This window comes from Hyphomicrobiales bacterium, assembly GCA_017642935.1.
Lineage (GTDB): Bacteria > Pseudomonadota > Alphaproteobacteria > Rhizobiales > MH13 > MH13.
Genome location: JAEPOK010000001.1, coordinates 1,948,475 through 1,967,898 on the forward strand (window position 1 = coordinate 1,948,475; position 19,424 = coordinate 1,967,898).

General features: G+C 58.4%; 17 protein-coding genes. 5 read left to right on the forward strand and 12 right to left on the reverse strand.

Annotated features, from left to right (window positions below):
* Nucleotides 1-2: 2 nt before the first annotated feature.
* From JJ917_09250 to JJ917_09270, 5 genes are read right to left on the reverse strand one after another with little or no spacing between them, the layout of a single operon-like run.
* Nucleotides 3-1,379: an amidohydrolase gene (locus JJ917_09250; protein MBO6699005.1), complete on the reverse strand. Its 1,377-nt coding sequence runs from the start codon at nucleotides 1,377-1,379 to the stop codon at nucleotides 3-5.
* Entirely contained in the window at nucleotides 1,376-2,980 is a 1,605-nt protein-coding gene (locus tag JJ917_09255) for a GMC family oxidoreductase N-terminal domain-containing protein (protein MBO6699006.1), read from the reverse strand. Before JJ917_09255 ends, JJ917_09250 begins: the two co-directional genes overlap by 4 nt.
* Entirely contained in the window at nucleotides 2,980-3,603 is a 624-nt protein-coding gene (locus tag JJ917_09260; GenBank protein MBO6699007.1) for a glutathione S-transferase family protein, read from the reverse strand. Before JJ917_09260 ends, JJ917_09255 begins: the two co-directional genes overlap by 1 nt.
* Nucleotides 3,603-4,166, reverse strand: a complete 564-nt coding sequence (locus JJ917_09265; protein MBO6699008.1) for a Rieske 2Fe-2S domain-containing protein — start codon at nucleotides 4,164-4,166, stop codon at nucleotides 3,603-3,605. Before JJ917_09265 ends, JJ917_09260 begins: the two co-directional genes overlap by 1 nt.
* Entirely contained in the window at nucleotides 4,163-4,396 is a 234-nt protein-coding gene (locus tag JJ917_09270; GenBank protein ID MBO6699009.1) for a hypothetical protein, read from the reverse strand. The genes JJ917_09265 and JJ917_09270 overlap by 4 nt, the downstream gene beginning before the upstream one ends.
* Nucleotides 4,397-4,548: 152 nt before the next feature.
* Between JJ917_09270 and JJ917_09275 the strand changes: the two genes are divergently transcribed.
* Nucleotides 4,549-5,970: an 8-oxoguanine deaminase gene (locus JJ917_09275; GenBank protein ID MBO6699010.1), complete on the forward strand. Its 1,422-nt coding sequence runs from the start codon at nucleotides 4,549-4,551 to the stop codon at nucleotides 5,968-5,970.
* Nucleotides 5,971-5,979: 9 nt separating this feature from the next.
* Here the strand turns inward: JJ917_09275 and JJ917_09280 are convergent, their stop codons facing one another.
* Nucleotides 5,980-6,894: an isopenicillin N synthase family oxygenase gene (locus tag JJ917_09280; protein MBO6699011.1), complete on the reverse strand. Its 915-nt coding sequence runs from the start codon at nucleotides 6,892-6,894 to the stop codon at nucleotides 5,980-5,982.
* Complete coding sequence (locus JJ917_09285) at nucleotides 6,891-7,922, reverse strand: isopenicillin N synthase family oxygenase (protein ID MBO6699012.1); 1,032 nt, start codon at nucleotides 7,920-7,922, stop codon at nucleotides 6,891-6,893. The genes JJ917_09280 and JJ917_09285 overlap by 4 nt, the downstream gene beginning before the upstream one ends.
* A 734-nt stretch (nucleotides 7,923-8,656) precedes the next feature.
* Between JJ917_09285 and JJ917_09290 the strand changes: the two genes are divergently transcribed.
* Nucleotides 8,657-9,178, forward strand: a complete 522-nt coding sequence (locus JJ917_09290) for a hypothetical protein (GenBank protein ID MBO6699013.1) — start codon at nucleotides 8,657-8,659, stop codon at nucleotides 9,176-9,178.
* An 804-nt stretch (nucleotides 9,179-9,982) separates the two neighbouring features.
* On the opposite strand, the gene JJ917_09295 is transcribed toward JJ917_09290, so the two are convergent.
* The gene (locus tag JJ917_09295; protein ID MBO6699014.1) at nucleotides 9,983-10,765 is read right to left on the reverse strand and encodes a glycosyltransferase family 2 protein; all 783 of its coding nucleotides are present in this window, start codon (nucleotides 10,763-10,765) and stop codon (nucleotides 9,983-9,985) included.
* A 103-nt stretch (nucleotides 10,766-10,868) separates the two neighbouring features.
* On the opposite strand from JJ917_09295, the gene JJ917_09300 reads away from it, so the two are divergent.
* Both JJ917_09300 and JJ917_09305 read left to right on the forward strand, forming a co-directional pair.
* Entirely contained in the window at nucleotides 10,869-12,671 is a 1,803-nt protein-coding gene (locus JJ917_09300) for a glycosyltransferase (GenBank protein ID MBO6699015.1), read from the forward strand.
* Nucleotides 12,668-13,990 carry a phenylacetate--CoA ligase family protein gene (locus JJ917_09305; GenBank protein ID MBO6699016.1) on the forward strand — a complete coding sequence of 441 codons (1,323 nt, stop codon included), beginning with the start codon at nucleotides 12,668-12,670 and terminating at the stop codon, nucleotides 13,988-13,990. The genes JJ917_09300 and JJ917_09305 overlap by 4 nt, the downstream gene beginning before the upstream one ends.
* A gap of 29 nt (nucleotides 13,991-14,019) precedes the next feature.
* Here JJ917_09305 and JJ917_09310 read toward each other — a convergent pair whose 3' ends face one another.
* The 4 genes from JJ917_09310 to JJ917_09325 form a co-directional block, all read right to left on the reverse strand.
* On the reverse strand, nucleotides 14,020-14,847 hold the full coding sequence (locus tag JJ917_09310) for a hypothetical protein (GenBank protein MBO6699017.1): 828 nt from the start codon (nucleotides 14,845-14,847) through the stop codon (nucleotides 14,020-14,022).
* 236 nt (nucleotides 14,848-15,083) lie between these two features.
* Complete coding sequence (locus tag JJ917_09315) at nucleotides 15,084-16,583, reverse strand: tripartite tricarboxylate transporter permease (GenBank protein ID MBO6699018.1); 1,500 nt, start codon at nucleotides 16,581-16,583, stop codon at nucleotides 15,084-15,086.
* Between the two features lie 3 nt (nucleotides 16,584-16,586).
* Nucleotides 16,587-17,033 carry a tripartite tricarboxylate transporter TctB family protein gene (locus JJ917_09320; GenBank protein ID MBO6699019.1) on the reverse strand — a complete coding sequence of 149 codons (447 nt, stop codon included), beginning with the start codon at nucleotides 17,031-17,033 and terminating at the stop codon, nucleotides 16,587-16,589.
* 56 nt (nucleotides 17,034-17,089) lie between these two features.
* Nucleotides 17,090-18,046, reverse strand: a complete 957-nt coding sequence (locus JJ917_09325; protein ID MBO6699020.1) for a tripartite tricarboxylate transporter substrate binding protein — start codon at nucleotides 18,044-18,046, stop codon at nucleotides 17,090-17,092.
* A gap of 207 nt (nucleotides 18,047-18,253) precedes the next feature.
* Here JJ917_09325 and JJ917_09330 point away from each other — a divergent pair, with 207 nt between their 5' ends.
* Nucleotides 18,254-19,318, forward strand: coding sequence for an IS110 family transposase (locus JJ917_09330; GenBank protein ID MBO6699021.1), 1,065 nt, complete (start codon nucleotides 18,254-18,256; stop codon nucleotides 19,316-19,318).
* Nucleotides 19,319-19,424 lie beyond the last annotated feature (106 nt).

Genomic DNA, 19,424 nt, shown 5'->3' on the forward strand with positions numbered 1-19,424 from the left:
CCCTACCCCGCGACCCATTGGACGGTGCCGATGCGGTGCTCTTCGAGAAAGGCGGCGCGGCGGGCAAACAAGCCTGGCGCAAGCGCGCGAACCTCGGCCAGAATGTCTGTCATATCGTCATGTGTGAGCGCGCCGTCTTCAGCCACGATCTGGCCGGCAACCATGGTCATGCGCACGTCCGATCCCTTCACCGCGTGCACCAGATTGTGCTGCAGGTTGAAGTAGGGCCCATCGGCAAAGAACGGCGTCATGCGCGGCGTGTCCGTGGAGACCGCGATGATGTCGGCCTGCTTGCCGACCTCCAACGAGCCGATCTGATCACCAAGGCCGATGGCGCGTGCGCCCTCGCAGGTGCCCATTTTCAACACCTGCCAACTGTCGAGCGCGGCAGCATCGTGGTCGCGCAGCTTGGCCATCAGCGAGGCTGCTTTCAGCTCCTCGAACATGTCGAAATTGTTGTTTTCTTTCTCGCCATCGGTGCCCAGGCCAACCGGAATGCCAGCAGCGCGCATAGCCTCGACCGAGGCGATGCCGCTGGCGAGTTTCATGTTGGATATCGGATTGTGCGAAACGCTGGCAGGCTTGTCGGCGAGGAATGCGATCTCGTCTTCCGATAGCCAAACGGCGTGGGCGAGAAGCGCAAGCGGCGTGTCAAAAAACCCAAAATCCGCCAACGCCCGGACCGGTGCTTTGCCATAGCGCTTGTGAAACTCCGCCACCTCGATCTGCGCTTCGGAGCAATGGGTGTTGATGCCTGTCTTGTAGCGGTTCGCCATATCCACGGCGCGCTTCCAGCCTGCCTCGTTGGTGTAAAAGGGATGCTCCAAGCCAACCCAGACGCGCACCCGTCCATCCGCGCCGCCCTGCCAAGCGTCGAGCAGCGCTTCATTGTCGTCGAGGCTTTCAAAATAGTCATAGTCCGGGTGGGCGCCTACATAAGGCACGGCGACCAAACGGTTGCCCATATCGCGGGCGACCTTGCAACTGCACTCCATAAAGCGCCACATATCAACCACGGTGGTCGTGCCACCCAGCAGGCTCTCGGCATAACAGAGGCGGCTTGCCGCGCGCGCTTCCTCGGCGTTCAGAACCTTGTGCATGGGGTTGATGTGGGTCGTCAGCCATTCCCAAACCGGCAGGTGCTCAGCCGTGCCGCGCAACATGCCCGAGTGCGCATGGGCGTTGATGAGACCTGGCATGAGCAGGGCATTGTCCATCTCTTTGATCGGCACGCCTGGGTAGGCTTGCAGCACAGTCTCACGCGAACCGATCGCGACAATCGTCTGCCCAGCAATGGCAATTGCCCCATCCAAGATGACCGATGTTTCGGCATCCATGGTAAGGATTGTATCACTGGCGAGGATATGGGTGCCGCTCATGCAGGGACCGCCTGACTGTTTGCAACAGCGCTGCAAAAGCCGTGCCGGGCGAGATCATCGATGAGGAAATCGGCCGCCCGTTCGCCGATCATCGTGACAGGCGCGTGTGTATTGCAGGTCGGTATGATCGGGATGATGGAGGCATCGGCGACCATCAAGCCGTCGACGCCAAGCACATTTAGGCCCGCATCGACGACCGCCATCCGATCACCGGCCGCCCCCATTTTCGCCGTGCCGCAACAATGGAAAAACGTCGCGCAGGCCAAGCGGATGAAGTCGTCGATCTCTTCGTCGGTCTCCAGCGATGCTGGTGCGGCGAGCCCGTCATAGAGGTGTTCAAATGCCTTGGTCCTAGCCACGTCACGCGCTAGCCGCACGCCAAAACGCATGGCCTGCCAATCATCGCTATGATCAAAGAAGTTGGGGGCGATGATCAGCGGGTCGTCCGGGCTGTCACCCGTCACGGTGACCGACCCAACGCTTTTGGTGTCCATGACGCCTGGTGCAAGCGCAAACACATTGCCGGAGGTGTCATAGGCTTGGCGCAAGTCCGGTCCGCCAGAGGCTTGTTGGATGGGCAGCATATGCACATCGGGCTGTGTACGACCCGAGTGCGAGCACACGTTTGCGATGGCGCCTCCGCCATTGTCGCGGGTCGGGCCAGAGGGAATTTTGGCGCGAAAATTCACAGCGCGCAGCAGCGGATGATCCTGCAGGTTTTGACCAACGCCAGGCAGATGAACCTGTGTGTCGATCCCCAGGCGCCGCAGCGCGCTCTCATCGGCAAGACCGGAAAGCGTCAGCAGCCGTGGTGTTTCAAACGCGCCAGCGGCCAGCACGATTTGCGAGGACGCTTCAACCACAAAGGGCTGGTCGTCGATGATTAGCTCGGCCGCAACCGCTTTGTCGTGCTCAATGATGATGCGCTTGGCGCGCGTTTCCGTCACGATGGAGAGGTTCGGATGGGCGAGCACCGGTTCCAGATAGCCAGTCGCACTCGACCAGCGCTTGCCAGCATCGATGTTGTAATTGGCGAGCCCGACGCCGTCGTTGGAATGTCCGTTGGGATCGTCCAACCTGGCATAGCCAAGCTCGGCCATGCCCTCGATCATCGCCAGCGCGACGGGATGTGGGTCGGGGGATCGGTTGATGCGCAGTGGTCCATCGCCACCACGCAGGTCGCTTGGCCCCTCTTCCCAGGTTTCGCAGCGCTTGAAGGCTGGCAGGCAATCCTCCCATGCCCAGCCGGGCACATCCCAGCGATCGTAATCCGCGGGGTGGCCGCGATACCACATCATGGCGTTGATGGCGCTGGACCCGCCAAGGACCTTGCCGCGCGGGCTAGGAATGCGGCGGTTGTTCAGCCGCGGATTGGGCGCGTAAGAGAGCCCCCAATCATAGTCGCCGCCCGCCAGCGGTATCCAGGCCGTCGGGTCGAGCAAGAGCGCGGCGTTGTGGTCCGCCCTGCCCGCCTCCACCAAGAGCACGCGCGCATTGGTTTGATCGATCAGCCGCCGTGCCACCACGCAGCCGCCGGAACCAGCGCCAACAATGATGACGTCGTAGGATGTCTTCAGCTGGGTGGGGGCGATGAACGGCATCAGTGATAATCCGGCACGCCAGGCATGCCGATAAAGCCGGGAAGCTTGCGCACGCGGCGCGCCCAAAGGCGCAAGGCTGGATAGGCTTCGGGCTCAATGCGCAAGTCGCGAGATTGGGCAAAGATCGGAAACGCCAGCATGTCGGCGATGCCCGGCAAACGACCCGTGAGATAGGTGTCGCTGCGCAGCGCCCCAAGGCTCAATTGGTCTTCCATTTGCCGCAGCTTTGTTTTGGCCTGGCGTGTACCATGCGCGATGCCGTCAAAATCCGCGGTGCCTGGTTGGCTGAAGAGGGCGGCGTGGCGCGCTGTGTTGAAAGTGGAAAGCGATTCGTTGGCAAAGAAGAGCCACTCGATACCCTTCAACGATATCGGCTCCCACGACGTTCCTTTGGCCAAATAGGTCATGATCGCCGCCGGTTCGGTGAGCGTAACTTCGCCATCCACCAGGAAAGGCACGTTGCCCTTGGGATTGAGCGCCAGCATGTCGGGCGAGAGGTGCTCGTTGCCGGGCATCACGTCCACATCGCGGATGGTGATATCGCGCTGCATCAAGCTTGCACCGAGCCGCACCGCGTAGCAGCGTGCATCAAGGGCAAAATCATACAGAACCGGAGTGCCCATTAGCTTTCCGCCTCAAGCCCGGTTCGCAAACCGAGTGCCCACAAATAGGCCGTTTCCGCGTCGGCGCGATCCTCCACACAGATGTGCAGCATGGTCTCACTGGCGCTCACGGGCTGGAGGAAAACATGGGTACCTTCGGGCGCTTCCACGTCGGTCACAGCCGCCTCCACCATCATGCTGCGCACAGGGTGCAGCGGTTCGACTTCGACGGCTGGTTCTTCGGTGGCGAGCCAAATCAATCCGCCGCTTTCGACCGCGCCAAAGGTGCCCACGGCGATGCTGTCAGGGACCGGAAGATCGGGATGGGCGGGGATCTTCTGGCAAACACCGTCGGTGCCATATTCCCAGCCGTGATAGAGGCAAGCGATGCGGTCGCCGCGCACAAAGCCTAGCGACAGTTTCATGCCGCGATGGGGGCAGCGATCTTCCCAAATATGGGCTTTGCCACTCTCATCGCGCCAGACGACATATTCGATGCCCTCCACCCGCACGCCAATCGAGGTGCCGAACGGAACATCGCGCGACAGGGCTACAGCGACAGGTTCGCTCCGACCCGCGCTCATGCCGCTTTCCTGGATGTGGCGACCACCACACTACCTTCAGGCCCGAGGCTGCAGGCCATTTCAAACATGTCGATAAGGGTTGCGTGGCCACGCAAGGTGACTTCGACGCGCGTTGGCGAGCGCTCCAGCACCTTGTGGTCGATCGAAAGTCGTTGGGCGCGATGGGCGCAGAATGCCAGAAACGCATCCGGGTCCAGGGTCCCATCGAAAACCAGTGTTTGGTGGTCCATCACGCCGCAATATCCCGGCGACCGGCATCGCCCTTGCGGGCATATGCATAATACTTCATCATGCCTAACAGATTGGCATTCTCGATTTTTCCAGGCAACGGTTGGGCGAGCATGCATCGCCCAAAATCTGTTCACTTGGAGGACCAATTGCCGTGACAACTGCCGAAAATGCCTTACTTTTCATCAAGAACATCGACGTGTTGGGCACCTTTGATGATGAGGCCCGCGAGATCGCCGACGGCGCGATCCTGGTGCGCGGCAATGTGATTGAAAAGGTCGGCACGACAGCCGAATTGGCCGACGAAGCCGCCGGAGCTGACCGCGTCATCGACTGGTCCGGTCATGTCGTGATGCCGGGCATGATCAACACCCACCACCATATGTATCAGAATATGACTCGCTGCATGGTGCAGGACGATGTGCTGTTCACCTGGCTGACGACGCTATACCCGATCTGGGCGCAAATGGACGATGCGGCGGTGAAGGTGTCGGCCAAAATCGCTATGGCTGAGCTTATCATGTCCGGCTGCACCACGGCATCCGACCACCTCTACATTCTACCCAACGATTGCACGCTGGACAGCACCATTGAGGCGGCGCGTGAGATCGGCATGCGCTTTCATGCCTCGCGAGGGGCGATGTCGCGCGGCAAGAGCCAGGGCGGCCTGCCGCCGGACAATTGCGTGGAGGATGAAGAGGCAATCCTCAAGGACTCCGAGCGCCTCATTCACGAGTATCACGACATGTCGCGCCACGCGATGAACCGGATCATATTGGCGCCCTGCTCGCCCTTTTCCGTCACCGACGGGTTGATGAAAGAGGCCGCGCAGCTCGCCCGTCAGCATGAGGGCGTGCGGCTGCACACCCATATTGCCGAGACGCTGGATGAGGAGACATACTGCACCGAGATCTACGGCATGCGGGCCATCGAGTTTTGTGAGAGTGTGGGTTGGATGGGCGATGATGTCTGGTTTGCCCACGCCATCTTTTTGAACGACCGCGAGATCAAGCTCTTTGCCGACACCGGCACCGGCGCGACTTACTGCCCGTCTGCCCACATGCGGTGCGGCTCCGGGATCATGCGGGCGCGCGAGATGTTGGATGCTGGCGTGACGGTGGGCTTCGGCGTGGATGGCTCAGCCTCCAACGACACCGGCAATCTGCTCCTGGAAGCGCGGCTTGGCATATCGCTGCAGCGGGTCGCGCCGACGCGCTATCTTTCCGAAAAGCCGGGCGGTCGCGGCGGGTTCGCTGGCTCGCCGCAAGCGCTGTCTGCCCGTGAAGCGCTGGGCATGGCGACGCGCCATGGCGCGAAGCTCCTGGGCCGAGACGATATCGGCCAGATCGCACCGGGCATGAGCGCCGACTTCATTGCCGTGAACCGCGATCATCTGGGGCTGTCCGGCTCACAGCGTGACCCGTTGGCCGCGCTCATCTGGTGCGGCCCCTTCAAGGTCGACCACTCCTTCATCAATGGCGTTCGGGTGGTAGAAGACGGCACTTTCACCGCCTTCGATCTGGACAAGGCGCTTGCCGACCACCGAGCCACGATGGAGCGGCTCTACAACGTCTAGGACGGTCGATCAGGCGTAGGTTGCGGTCAAACGCTGGGTCAGATAGTCGGCCGATGTGATCGGCGGATAATGCGCCTTGCCTGTGCCCGGCAGAGCTTCAACCACAACCTCGGGATTGGGCTGGAAGAAGAAAGCCAAGGAGTAGCGTTCGCGCGCCGGCGGGATCACCCGATGCGGCGTTGAAACATAAACATCGTTTGTCCAACGCATCAGCAGGTCGCCAAGGTTCACGACAAACGCGTTTTCAACATGGGGCACGTCCACCCATGAGTCCGAGCCGCGCGGCTTCACCTGCAGTCCCGCCGTGCCATCGGTCATGAGAAGTGTGATCGACCCATAGTCGGAATGGGCTCCGGCACCGATGTCGCCATCAACGCCGCGCGAGGCCGGGTAACGCAGCATGCGTAAGATTGCGATGGGATCGTCCAAATAGGGATGAAAATGCGTTTCATCCAGGCCGAGATCGAGCGCGATGGCGCGGTGCAACTCCACCGCCAAAGACTCCATCGCATCGTAATATTCCATAAGCGTTTCACGGAACTCTTCCTTGCCGGCTGGCCACTGATTCACGCCGCGATAGGGCATACCCGTCTGCACCCGCAGATCATCGGGCGTCAGGTCAGCGCCGACATTGAACGCCTCTTTCTGATCGATCAGACCGCTCTTTTCATCCAGCTTTTCAGACCCAATGGCTGCATAGCCGCGGTCGTGCTTGGAATTGGCGATGGAAAGGCGGTTCTTCTCGGGCAGATCAAGCGCAAAGAACTCTTCTGCACACTGGAACACGCGGTCGATCAGCGCGCGATCGACACCATGGCCGGCCAGCAGCATGAAGCCGGTCTGACGGCAGGCCTGACCGACATCTTCCACGAACCGCTGTTTGTTTTGGCCGAGAAAATCCTGAAAGTTGAGGACTGGTATCATGGGCTTACCTCCTGGCGGTGGGCGGCGTTGCGATCAGGGCCTTGGGCGTAGGTCTGCCTGTACATGGCCTGCAGATGTTCGGAGACTGTGATTGGCGGGTGTGCGGGCGTTTCACCGGGCGCGAGGCACGTTTCGATGCACCGCACTTCATGGTCTGGGTTGCCCGTATAGAAGAACGGGATGGAATAGCGCTCACGGCCAGAGCGATTGATCACGCGGTGCAGCGTTGAGCGATAGCGCCCATTGGTCCAGCGCTGGATCATGTCACCCAAATTGACGTTGAATGCGCCTTCAATCGGTGGGGCCGGAATCCAGCCCTCCTCATCGAGCACCTCTAGGCCACCAACCTCGTCCTGCCACAGCAAGGTCAGACCACCGAAATCGGTGTGCGCGCCGCAGCCCTTTTCATCGGGTTCAGCGTTGGGTCGTTGCGGCGGGTAGTGCAACAGTCGCAATGTGCACATTGGATCGGCGGTAAAGCCCGCGAAATAGTCACGTGGCAGGTCCAGCGACAGCGCCATGGCCTGCATCAGCTTGGTCCCAAAGGCGAGCATGGTTTCAAAATACGCATCAGCCGTCTGACGAAATGCCGGCATGTCGGCGGGCCATTGATTGGGGCCATGGTTGAACTTTCCAGCGAGCACGCGCTGGTCGGTCTCAGGCACCTCCACACCGATGTAATAGCCCTCTTTCTGGTCGGGCGAACCGCCCTTCTCCAACGTCTGCGCGGCGAGCCTTTCATAACCACGATTGCAGGCGGACAGGTCTTTGGAGACTGCCTCTTTCTGGTCTAATGGCTTGGAAAAGAACGCTTCTGCCTGCGCGCGCAGCGACGCGATGAGATCCGGCTCGACCCCGTGGCCAACCACGTAGAAGAAACCCTTGTCCTCGCACGCGTCCTGCATGGCCTGTGCGACCGCCGCGTCGCGCGCGGCGTCTCCCTCGCCAAAGCCAGACAGGTCGATGACCGGTAGCGACTTGGCCGTTGCTTGGCTTACCGAGACGGTGGCAGTGCTGGGTGGTGCCATGATCGAAAGGTCCTTCTGGTGACGCGGATGGAACACTTAACTGGCTTCAAATTCGCAAGTTCCGCGCCAAGACACCGGCCGCCCCAATGAGCCTTTCGGATAGGTGGTCCAGGCCTTGAGATGGCTCGCCAGGAGGGACTGGGTCGGCGCTGGGCGCATTTAAGAGGACCCGGCCTGCGCCTTGCCTTGATCCAGGTCAGCCTTTTCCCCGCGGATGCATCAACGCCAGTCGGCGAGATGATCTCCGGCGCCCAATGAATGGACCGCACACGAGCAAGCGAGGCAGGAGGAGCCTACGGCGACACCAGGATCGATCGAATACGCGGGAAATCGCTGGCTGTGCTGCCAGACTGTATCAAACCCTGCTGTTTTCGGGTTTCTCTGAATCTGGGCCATAAATCGCTGTTTCTCACGGATCAAAAACACTCCTGTCGCTCAATTCTTGAGTGAATTCAGCGCGACACACATAAGTACGGTATGCGACTGAGCGAGAATGCGTTGCCGCCAAAGGGTGTCGCATTGCGTTCAAGCGGGATACCACTGTCGGGATGTGGGATGGGATTGAGCATTGACGGCAAAAAGCAACCTAAGGATGGGATCATAGTATTGATGGCAAAACATGGTTGCGGTTCGGTACGGCCTCGTTGCGCTTGATCGGGATAGGAGACACTCATGCCCGCAGACGGCGGAAAGCGGGCATTCGCGTTCTCTGCAAGCCCGCGCTAGGATGCGGCATGCCCATCATGCAAGGTCACTTTCAGCCGACCAATTTTAGATATCGATCAGACACGGGGAGACTTCGAATTGTAGTGAGAATACTCTTGAGATCGACACGCCTTACTCTGCATATGGTAGTTGGACTATTTGCCATAGCTTTTCCGACCCAGTTAAAAGACGCTGTTGCCAGTGAAACGGATGAATTGACCGCAGCCGTCATCCTGTTGCGCGAACACGGCCTTGAAGGTTTGCTTGTCAGAATGGCAGCGGAGGGCCAAGCACCGAGGCAGCTAGACGACATCACGCTACTTAATAGCATTGAGGCGTCCGGTTCCGTATTACGTTACGAGTATTCAATCGACACCCAGGAAACATCAATTGGAGAAGAAGCAGTCACCCATTGGTACGAACGCCAATGCAGTGTTGAAGCCACTATTCCCGTAATTTCTGCTGGAGCAGTCATTCAATCCATCTTCTATAACTCTAATGCCAAACTCATGGGAACGATATCGGTGGATGCTGAGGTGTGCGGATTTTGAAACGGGACCGACCGTCCGCGTCCGGGCACGCTCGGCGCGGCCCTTCACCGGGTCGTAGAGCTCCGACAGCGACAGATACTTCTCATCATCCTGCCGCGAAAACCACTCCGAGGATACGCGGCCATAGTGGCCGCCTCGCGACAAATCCACTTTGTAGTCACCGCTTGCGTTGCGCCGGCCCTTCAGAATCTCAACATTCGTCATGGGATCATCTCTGCGACGGGCGGCCGAGAGCATCTCTCTCGACTGCAATCCCGTCAACGGAACGACTGCCGGACTCTCACCATTTGGATGCAACGGAGGACCGAAAGCGTGATCCGTCAGCGTAACTCGGGTGAGAACCTGCTCGTTCGAAGAATCAGTCAAAGAGAGAGCGGCATGCTGACGCAGCAAAATACAGGCCATAGCTTGATGCCAAGTGCTTCCACGAGCACAAAAGCAGTGTTCAGTCCGCCGGTGCGCCGACCTGAAAATATATTGCAAATCAACAGATTAGTTTGGTTACGGGGGCCGCAACCACCGAAAACCACACTGGTTGTTGGTTGCAGTGTAGTCGGCCAGTGCAAGTGGGCGCATGTGATCGCAAACAGCAGGGTTTGTGCTAATTCAGCTGAGGCGCAATTGAGGCTTCTGGGCAAGCTTTGGGCAAGAATCGTGTGACTGGTGAATCCCCATAGCAGTCGTGAGGAGTGTTTCGGCAGATGGCCGACCGGGGCAGGGAGCGGACGCTGGATACCCAATAACCAGACGTAGGTTGCTGCCATCGATGTCAGCTGCCCAGAGACCTAACTCAGAAGCTCATGCTTACCAGCTGGTTCGGACCAAGCCGCCAAGGCCCATGTTGTACAATCGAGCCTTCCAAAGATAGTCAGTTCTCCAAGCTGGTCTCAGCTCGACCACACCTTCCGGTTCCTCGCCGGTTTCGATTCGATTGCGCACGTATTGATCGAAACTCTCGTAGCTGTCCAAACCGGCATCTCGCGTACGTGTATCACTTACGTGGCCAACATCACGCCAACGATAGATATAGAAAAGTTCTGAGGGTAAGAGGTCAGAAGGACTGCTACCAAACTCGGTCCGCAGGCGCTTCTCGAAAATGGTGTCTTCACCGACATTGGTAGAAGGATATCCGCCGACGTTCTCCCAAAGGGCCTTTTCATACATTGACTGGGCGTGGAATAGATTCTCTTGAATTCCAATGATCTGATCCTGCTGCAGGAAAAAGGCTGAACGGGGCTTGAAGAAACCGTCTTTCAATCGCGCATGAGACGTAGACAGGCGTGACGGCAAGTAGATGTCGTCATCATCCCATGGTGCCAGCACGTCGAAACGGGCAAGCTCAACCATCGCGTTACATTTTTCGCCCAGCGTCGGACACCTTTTGGTAACATTCACAATGGTCACGTCTGGATGGGAGAAACGGAGCTCCTGGGCGTCCAAGTCATTCAAGATGATCAGCTCTTTGGGACCTGGAAAATCCTGGAACAGAAACGACTGGATAGACTCTTCAAGCAGGCTTGTACGCCCATAAGTCCGGCAGAGGCAGCTTATGCCGATAGGTTGGACGCTTGCGTTCAATACGCTCACCGTTTGACCGGAGTGTTAATTGTGGTGCACCGCGCGTTGCAGCATTACGGTTGAAGCAGCCTTCAGCAAGCCTTGTAAAGGATGATCCTTGATAGATGTGCAAATGGAACGCCTCATCATTTCAATTGGCAAGGAAGCCGCAGATGTGCAGTGCCCAAAACCCGTGGCGGAGATCTTGCGGAAGATTTACGGACCATGGGATTCTCCGGTTGGACATGCATCGCATTCAGTTTTGGTTGAGCTTTCCGAAATTTACGGTCAACCGACTTTCACCTTGTTCGACAGTCTAGGGACATTGGCCTCTGGGCTTAGTGAGGCCGATGTTCTTTCACAGTGTGTTGCTTCACTCACAAGAGTTGCGACCCAGGGTGAGACCAAAGAGCTGGCCATCCACGCCGATACGTTGATTCAGGATGGGGTTGCGCTTCTGGTCGCGGATACGGGGAAGCCCGGGCGCGCTATGGCAACAGCGTGGCTCGCAGGTCGGTCGTTCGACTATGCTGGCTCAGACTGGACCCTATACGCGCCCGACACCAATCGGCTGCAAACTCAACAGAGCGCTGTTGTGCTGGATGCTTGGGCATCTAGGAACTCGTCCAAGTTTCCCATCCTGAAAGCTCGGGAACTGCATGGGTCGGTGAGCCAAAGGCTGATCCTGCTCGATGCGGAGCGCCCCACCCACAGCTTGTCGCCCGCATTGATCCTATTTCCTTTCTTTGAGAATGGGGCTGATTTACGAGCTGCTATTGTCGATCCTGATGAAGCAGCAGTTCTGTTGAGTGGATGCCTACTGAACGCAGCCCAACTTGACGGCGGTGGCTTTGATATGGCCGTGGCGATGGCTGCTGATATTCCCCTCGTTTCATTAAAATTTGGAGCGCCAGATCAGCTCGACCGGACCATCGATCTGATCGATGCGCTGGTGGGCAGCGGTTTGCCGGCGCCCAAACTGTCAGGCTTGGTAAAAGCGGTCGCGGCTGTGGGTGGCGCGCCGACCAGAGCTGTCTCCCCTGCTCCAAAGCCAACACCGGCCCATGGCAAGAAGCGCCTGACGATTGGGATGGCCACCTTTGATGACTATGACGGCGTGTATTTCACGCTTCAGTCTTTGAGGCTGCACCATCCCGAGGTGATGGACCAGACAGAAATCCTGGTGATTGACAACAACCCCACCGGACCATGCGCTGAAGCGCTCAAAAAGTTTGAGAAACGGATTTCTAACTACAGATATCTACCGTTTGGCGACACTACCGGACCATCTGCATCCAAGGCGAAAATCTTTGACGAAGCGACGGGCGACTTTGTTCTCGTGATCGATTGCCATGTGCTACTTGCCCCCCGATCCCTCGCTCGCCTTGATCAATACTTCCGAGAAAACCCCGACACTATCGATCTCCTTCAGGGTCCTCTGATCAGAGACAACCTTTCCTCGATCTACACGCACTGGGATCCCATCTGGCGTGGGGGCATGTTTGGCACCTGGGCTGAGGATGATCGAGGAAAGGACCCCGACGCAGAGCCCTTTGACATTCCTATGCAGGGGGCTGCTTTGTTTGCGTGTCGTCGGGATGCTTGGCCGTGCTTCAATCCACTGTTTCGAGGATTTGGCGGTGAGGAAGGCTATCTTCATGAGAAGGTTCGGCAGAACGGTGGACGGACTCTGTGCCTGCCTTTCCTGCGATGGGTTCATCGCTTCGGTCGACCGATGGGGGTTCCTTATCCGCTTGTCTGGGAAGATCGAATTCGCAATTATCTTATTGGGCACAAGGAGTTGGGCCTCTCCATCGATCCGATCATTGAACACTTCAACGACATAATTGGTGAACAGGCAGTGCGGGACGTTGTGAGGTCCGTGAACGAAGAGCTCGCGGTTCAAACCGGCGATGAGATCGCGGTGCGTGAATGAACCACGACGAGATTATGCGCGGCTTTTGCAACGTTCTTGATAGTTGTGAGACGCGCTCGCGCGACGAGCTCCACGCTCAACACATCATCATGCTTGAGCGCCTGTGTCGTCATGCTTGGGAAACGACGCCCTTCTACGAAGAGCGTCTCAAACCGCTGTTCGATGCAGGTGGCGCGTTTCGTCTTGAAGCCTGGAGAGATGTGCCACCCCTTACGCGGGGGGAGCTGCTGGAAGAGTTCGAAGCCTTGCGAAGCACCGACGTGCCCAAGAATTTTGGTGGTTTGCTCATCGCGGAAACGTCGGGTTCGACGGGCCAACCCGTGCGCACCCTGTGGACCGATACACAGCAGATCGCGACGCAGTGTGTCATTCGTCGATTTGACCAATGGAACGCCAGCGAGCCGGACGGCCTAATGGTTACCATTTCCGCGCGTCCGATTTCCAGCGGGCCAACGGAGTTTGAGGACGAGTATTGGGCACCCGTTTACAAGGCACTCGACGAACCTGGCAAGCATATCAACATCAACGCCCAGTTGCCGACGGATCACCTTTGGAAAAGGCTTGAAGAGATCAAGCCGCAGCATCTCAAAATCCGGCCGCAGCAGCTGCTGGCCATCGCCAACATCTACCTAAGCCGCGGTATTCGGCCCAGCTTCGAGCTGGCGACGCTTCGCGTTTATGGCGAGCCTCGAAGTAAGAGCGTTGACGAAGTTATTGCTAAGGTTTTCGGTACGCGCCCTCTCTCCAACTACTCCGCGGAAGAAGTGGGTCATATCGCACTTGAGTGCCCGGATTGCGGACGGTTCCATGTTGTCGATGAAGTCACGCATGTGGACGTGGTTGATGATGCCAGCCAGCCGGTGGTTTATGGCGGAATCGGCCGAATTCTCACCACACCGCTTTACAGCTATGCCATGCCCCTTATCCGCTACGAACTTGGTGATGACGTTAGATTGGGTAAGCCGGACTGCTACCGATCGCAGAGCGTCAACCTAACTGAAATCACCGGACGCCGTGCTGACCTTTTTCACCATCCTGATGGCGGATTGTTTCGGCCCACAGCGCAGGTGCTGACCAAGACAAGTTATCTGCTTGGCGCTGCGGCAATCCAAATCGTTCAGCGAGAACCAAGACGATTCCTCGTCCGTTATCAGGCAGATGATGTCCCTGGCATTGACGCGCTAAAGAGTGCCGTTTCACAGGTGCAGGACGCCTTTGGATTCCGTGCAGACGTGTCTTTGGAGCGCGTGACAGAAATCCCCGCTATGGCCAACGGCAAGCGGAAAGTCTTTGTGAGCGAGGTCCAGGATCCTGCCTAGGCGCACCGGCGCGACGCCCAGCTCTTAGCTCACTCTGAGGTGCTAGCGCTAGCAGTTGTGGATGGTGCAACGGCTCCTGCAGCCGGTGCCGCAACGGTTGCTTCAAACAGAAAATCCAGCGACGGATTGTTTGGATCATCCTCACGGTGACGGCCGACCAGTGTGTTCGGTCGCCCAAGGTAGAGGCGCAGCCCACCCCAGATTTCGGCATTGTCTTCGCCAAAGCGGCCTTCAGCAAACACACCCAATGCGTGCCGCGCGCCATTCGGGGTGAACTGATACTCGGCGCCAACCGCCCCTGTGAGGTCTTCCTGGATATAGCGAACGCCCGCGTAAAGGCGAAGATCATCCATCGGATAGTAGGCAAGGTTGGTTATGGTGAAGACACCATCCTCGACGTCATCACCACCCTCCAGACCAACAATTGTCTCGAAGCTGAACTGCCCAAAATAGGCTGCTGCTTCCAGACCGCCAGCGAAGTGTGTGTAGTCATTGTTGTTGACGTCGACACTCGTCAAAGCGCCATAGACGCCCAACAGGCCGACTGATGGGTCGCGCCAGAACAGATGAGCGCCAGCACCAAAGAGGCCACCGTCATCGCCGAGCCCGGCAAGCCCATCAAGCTGAAAACCAGTTTGGTGGGTGACCGGGAAGGAGATCGAACCTTCTACAAAGCCCGCACCAAAATCTTCGAACGCGCCGCCGCCAATGGCAAACTTTGCGTTCAATTCCGAAACAGCAGGCAGCGTCGGATCAATGCCAGTGATTAAAAAATCTGATGCCGCTGCGGCGTTCACACCGAACGCACACACAATGATTGCCGTCCAGGATGCACTGGACTTCAGTTCATACGCCATACCAACACCCGAAAAAAGCAGGCCGTCTCGCGGCCTTTGCATTTCCTTTACGGAATATTAACACTGCCATTGAAGCGGCGGCAATGCTTGGTGGTGCAGGGATTGCAGGCGCCGTCCGATTCCTTGGGCACAGTTGCCAACCCGCCACACGTTTTCATTCTTTGGGCCTTAATCTGGCGTCAGACAGTCCCTGGAGTGGAGGCAAGTCGATTATTCGTGGCCTGTCCGGCTGGACGTCACTGCGGCCCAGCCTTGTTGCCTTCGTTGCGACGGCTTAGATACTGAAGGACCCCGAAGAAGCGCGGCAAGAGCAGCGCCGCAAGCGCCCCCAGCAGTAGAATGGCTGTCAGCGGTTGGGTGATGAGCGCGCCAAAATCGTCGCCGTTCATGAGGAGAGCACGACGGAGCGAAACCTCAATTATCGGCCCAAGTATCATGCCCAGGAGTAGTGGCACCACGGGAACCGCTAGCGCCTGGAAAACAACGCCGATTGCCGCGAACACGAACATGACCGCCAGCGTGTCGAGCCCCCCGACCGCGATCGCGCCTGTTATGCTGATGGTGAGGATGCCGGTGGCCAGCAGCGGGTAGGGAAGCCGTGCCATCTGTGCCAGGAGCCGCACAAAAAAGAAGGCCAGCACGACAAACATGATATTGGCGAACAGGACCGACCACAAAAGCGTGTCGACCAACTCCGGTCGCTGGACAAACAACAGTGGGCCAGGCTGGAGGTTATGGATGGCGAACGCACCCAAAATGACAGCTGAAGTCGCGCTGCCGGGGATGCCCAGGGAGAGGAGTGGGATGAGCGCGCCAACGCTCGCAGAGTTATTGGCGGCCTCGGCTGACGCGATGCCTTCCAGCGTACCCTCCTCTTGCGGGCTGATGCGCCGGTCCAGTTGCTTTTGGATGCTGCAAGCGATGAAGGAAGCGCTCGTTGCTCCAACCCCGGGAAAGATCCCGAGGACCACGCCAATCAACCATGACCTGACCAGTACAAAGCGTAGCGCAAAGAACTGGGCCACTGATGGATAGCCAAGCCAACGCAACGACACCTTCGTGGCAGCAGCACCGTCGTCGCGCTGAATGACCTTCATCACAATTCCTGCAACGCCAAACAGGCCGATGACGGCGGCCACGAAATCAATGCCGTCGGCCAGGCCGTCGGTCCACACAAAACGGGGGGTCGACGTGATCCGATCGATGCCGATGGTGCCGACAAACAGGCCGATCAAAGAGGCGGCAATGCCTTTGAGGATCGAGCTGCCAAGTGCGGCCGAAACGCAGGCGAGGCCAAGAATGGCAAGCGCTGCATAGTCCGAAGGTCCGATCAAAATCGCCAACTGTGCGAGGAGTGGGGCGATCATGATCAGAACGACCGATGCTGCAATCCCAGCCAGGCCGGAACTCAAAATCGCCGTGCCCAAGGCAAGCTCGGGATCTCCGCGCCGCGTGAACGGGTGTCCTTCGAGTGCGGTCATTGCGGACTCCGAGGTCCCCGGTACATTGAACAGAATCGCGGTTATGGACCCCGCGAACACGCCGGCACAGTAGACGGCGGCAAAAAAGACGAGCGCGTTTTCAGCAGCCATCACGTAGGTGATCGGCAGCAGCAGCGCGACGCCGGTGGTGATGTCGAGTCCGGGCAAAGCGCCGATGATGAATCCGACGAGAACGCCAGCCAGCACGAACACAAGGGCGGACAGGGTGATCGTTGGAAGAAGCGCGTCAATCATTGTTCAGTGGATGAGCCGGTTCAGCTCGTAAAACATGCCGCTGCCGCGTGGCAGCGGCACACCGAGGAGCTCGGAGAAAAAACCGACCGCCAGCGCCGTCATTAAGATTGGCGCCATAAGCAGCCACATCCAGCCGCGCCGCTCAAAGCCGACGGCCAGAAGCACCGCCTGAAGCATCAGCGTGGGCAGGACGAAACCTGCAAGTTTGAGTGCCTGCCAGTAGGCTGCAAGCAGCGCCAGAATGAGGACAAACTGGGCTGTGGCACGCATGCCCGTTGGAGGGAGGTCGGGCCGGGACCTGATGTCGCTGAGGATCAGAAGGCATCCAATCCCCAGACATGCCCACAAATAGGTTCGCGGAAAGTCGTCGGGGCCGACTGTCTCATTGCGTGATATGCCGCCGGACAACTCGATGCCCTGGGCCGAGGGGAGAAGCGCGCCTGCAAGCACCACAAGTCCCAAACCGAAGATGCTAGCTGTTGGGACCCGCCTGTTGTTCATAAGCTTTAGTTGCCCAATGACGCCGCGAAGTTCTCGATTTCCAGCCTGACGATGTCCGGAAAGGCATCTGGCCCAGCGAAGCCAGGCACAATGTCGAGGGAACGGCCGATCTCATAAGCGCGGTATCGCTCATCGCTTAATGCCGCCTCGACGGCGGACGCGATCGCCTGCTTGATGTCCTCCGGCGTTTCCCTCCGCACGGCGACACCACGCCAAATCGGCGGCGAGACGTTAAGGCCAAGCTCGCCTGCCGTTGGCACCTCCGGCAGCGAGTCAATCCGTTCATCGAAGGCAACCAGCAGCGGTCGGACCTGGCCAGCCTCGGCCATAGGCAGCATGACCCCGACCTCGTCATAGGCAAGGTCGAGACGACCACCGAGCAGATCGGCGTGCATTTCTTGCGCACCATCATAAGGGATGAAGCGATAACCTATATCGCTCTGATCCATCAGGATCATGACGGCGCCCTCGTCGAATGAACCCGCACCGACTCCGCCAATCAGGAGGTCGCGACCCTCATTGCGGGCCGTCATGACCATGGCCTCGAAACTCTCCGCACCGCTGGCACTGGCGTTAAGGAGCCCGATATCAACATGCGCCCGCACCAGAGGGCTCATATCAAGCAGCGACAATTCGGCGGCCGCACCTGTCACTTCAAGCAAGACATAGTCTGTATTGATGCCGAAGATCGTGCAGCCATCAGCCGGGCGCCTCATGACGTCCCTGAAAGCGACGACTCCGCTCCCGCCCGTGATATTGAGCACCTGAACCGGCACGCCCAACTCCTCTTCGATACGAGGCTGAATGGAGCGTGCGAACAAATCGGTGCCGCCGCCGGCCCCGAAGCCGACGATGAGTTCGACCGACGAACAGCCGATAGTAGCATCCTGAGCCAGCGACTGGGTTGCAGCCAGTAAGGCAAATCCAGCGAAGGCCATTGATGCCAAACTTGTCGGACTCATGGCGGGTCTCCTTTGTGGGAACAACCGTATGTGACGCGGATTGCTTATTGGGATCGAACCTCCGCGCTCACTAGCATGTTTTTCCCAATTTACACGACAGGCTAAAAAAGCCCGAAATCCAAATGTCCGCTAATGGGATGGACCGACTGCTCCCTCAGCGCAGGCTGGTCGTTAGACTGAGCCTGTCACCAACAGGAGCGGGATCCCATGACGCGCAAACAGAACGACGATTTAACTGGCCTAGCAACAGTCGGTATCGACATCGGCAAGGACGTTTTCCACCTGGTCGGCTTCGATGCTGGCGGCACAATGGTTCTGCACAAGAAGATCAAGCGCCTGGCCTTGGTACCAACCTTTGAGGCACTGCCGCGCTGCGTCGTTGGTATGGAAGCCTGCCTGAGCGCTCACTTTGTGAGCCGCACACTGAGGAAGCTCGGCTTCCAGCCGCGTATCATTCCAGCGAAGTACACCAGGCCCTTCGTGAAGGGTCAGAAGAACGACTACAACGATGCTGAAGCGATCGCAGAAGCTGCCCTGCGGCCCAACATGCGATGCGTCACTGAGAAGACCCAGGATCAGCTCGATCTACAGGCTTTGCACCGGGTGCGCTCACGCCTGGTGTCGCGACGGACAGCGACGATCAACCAGATCCGAGCCTTCCTCATCGAGCAGGGTATCACTGTGCGTACCGGTGCTGCAGCACTTCGCAATTCCCTTTTCGCCATTCTCAAGAACCGTGAGGATGAGCTGTCGCCCCGGATGGTCGACATCATTGTCGGGCTCTATGAGGACTGGTTGTGGCTCGACCAGCGCATTGAAGCGGTCACCCGTGAGATTGAGACGATCTCCAAGCGCGAGGCGAACTGCCAGCTCTTGATGAGCGTCCCAGGCATCGGTCCTCTAATCTCCACCGGTATGGTAGCAGCTGTCGGGACCGGCGAAGCCTTCGACAAGGGTCGAGACTTCGCCGCTTGGCTCGGGCTGGTTCCCCGACAATACAGCACAGGCGGACGAACGATCCTTGGTGGCATCTCTAAACGCGGCAGCTCTTATCTGCGCACGCTGTTCGTCCAGGCTGCGCACATCATTCTGATGCGGCCGCACAACTGGTCCAAGTTCAGCTTCGGACCGTGGCTGGAGGCAGCGTCAAAACGCATGCACAAGAACAAGCTGGCGGTGGCGTTGGCCAACAAGCTCGCTCGGATCGCCTGGAGCATGCTGGCAAACGGAAGGACATTCGACACCCATCGGATCGAGGTGGAAGTGGTCTGACGAGACGCAACCACCTCGCCACAGTTCGCGGGACAGGTTATCAATGCCAGCCGGTCGGTCGCGTCTTCACGGGCGATGATGGCCTTTTGCTGTTTCTCATAGGCTT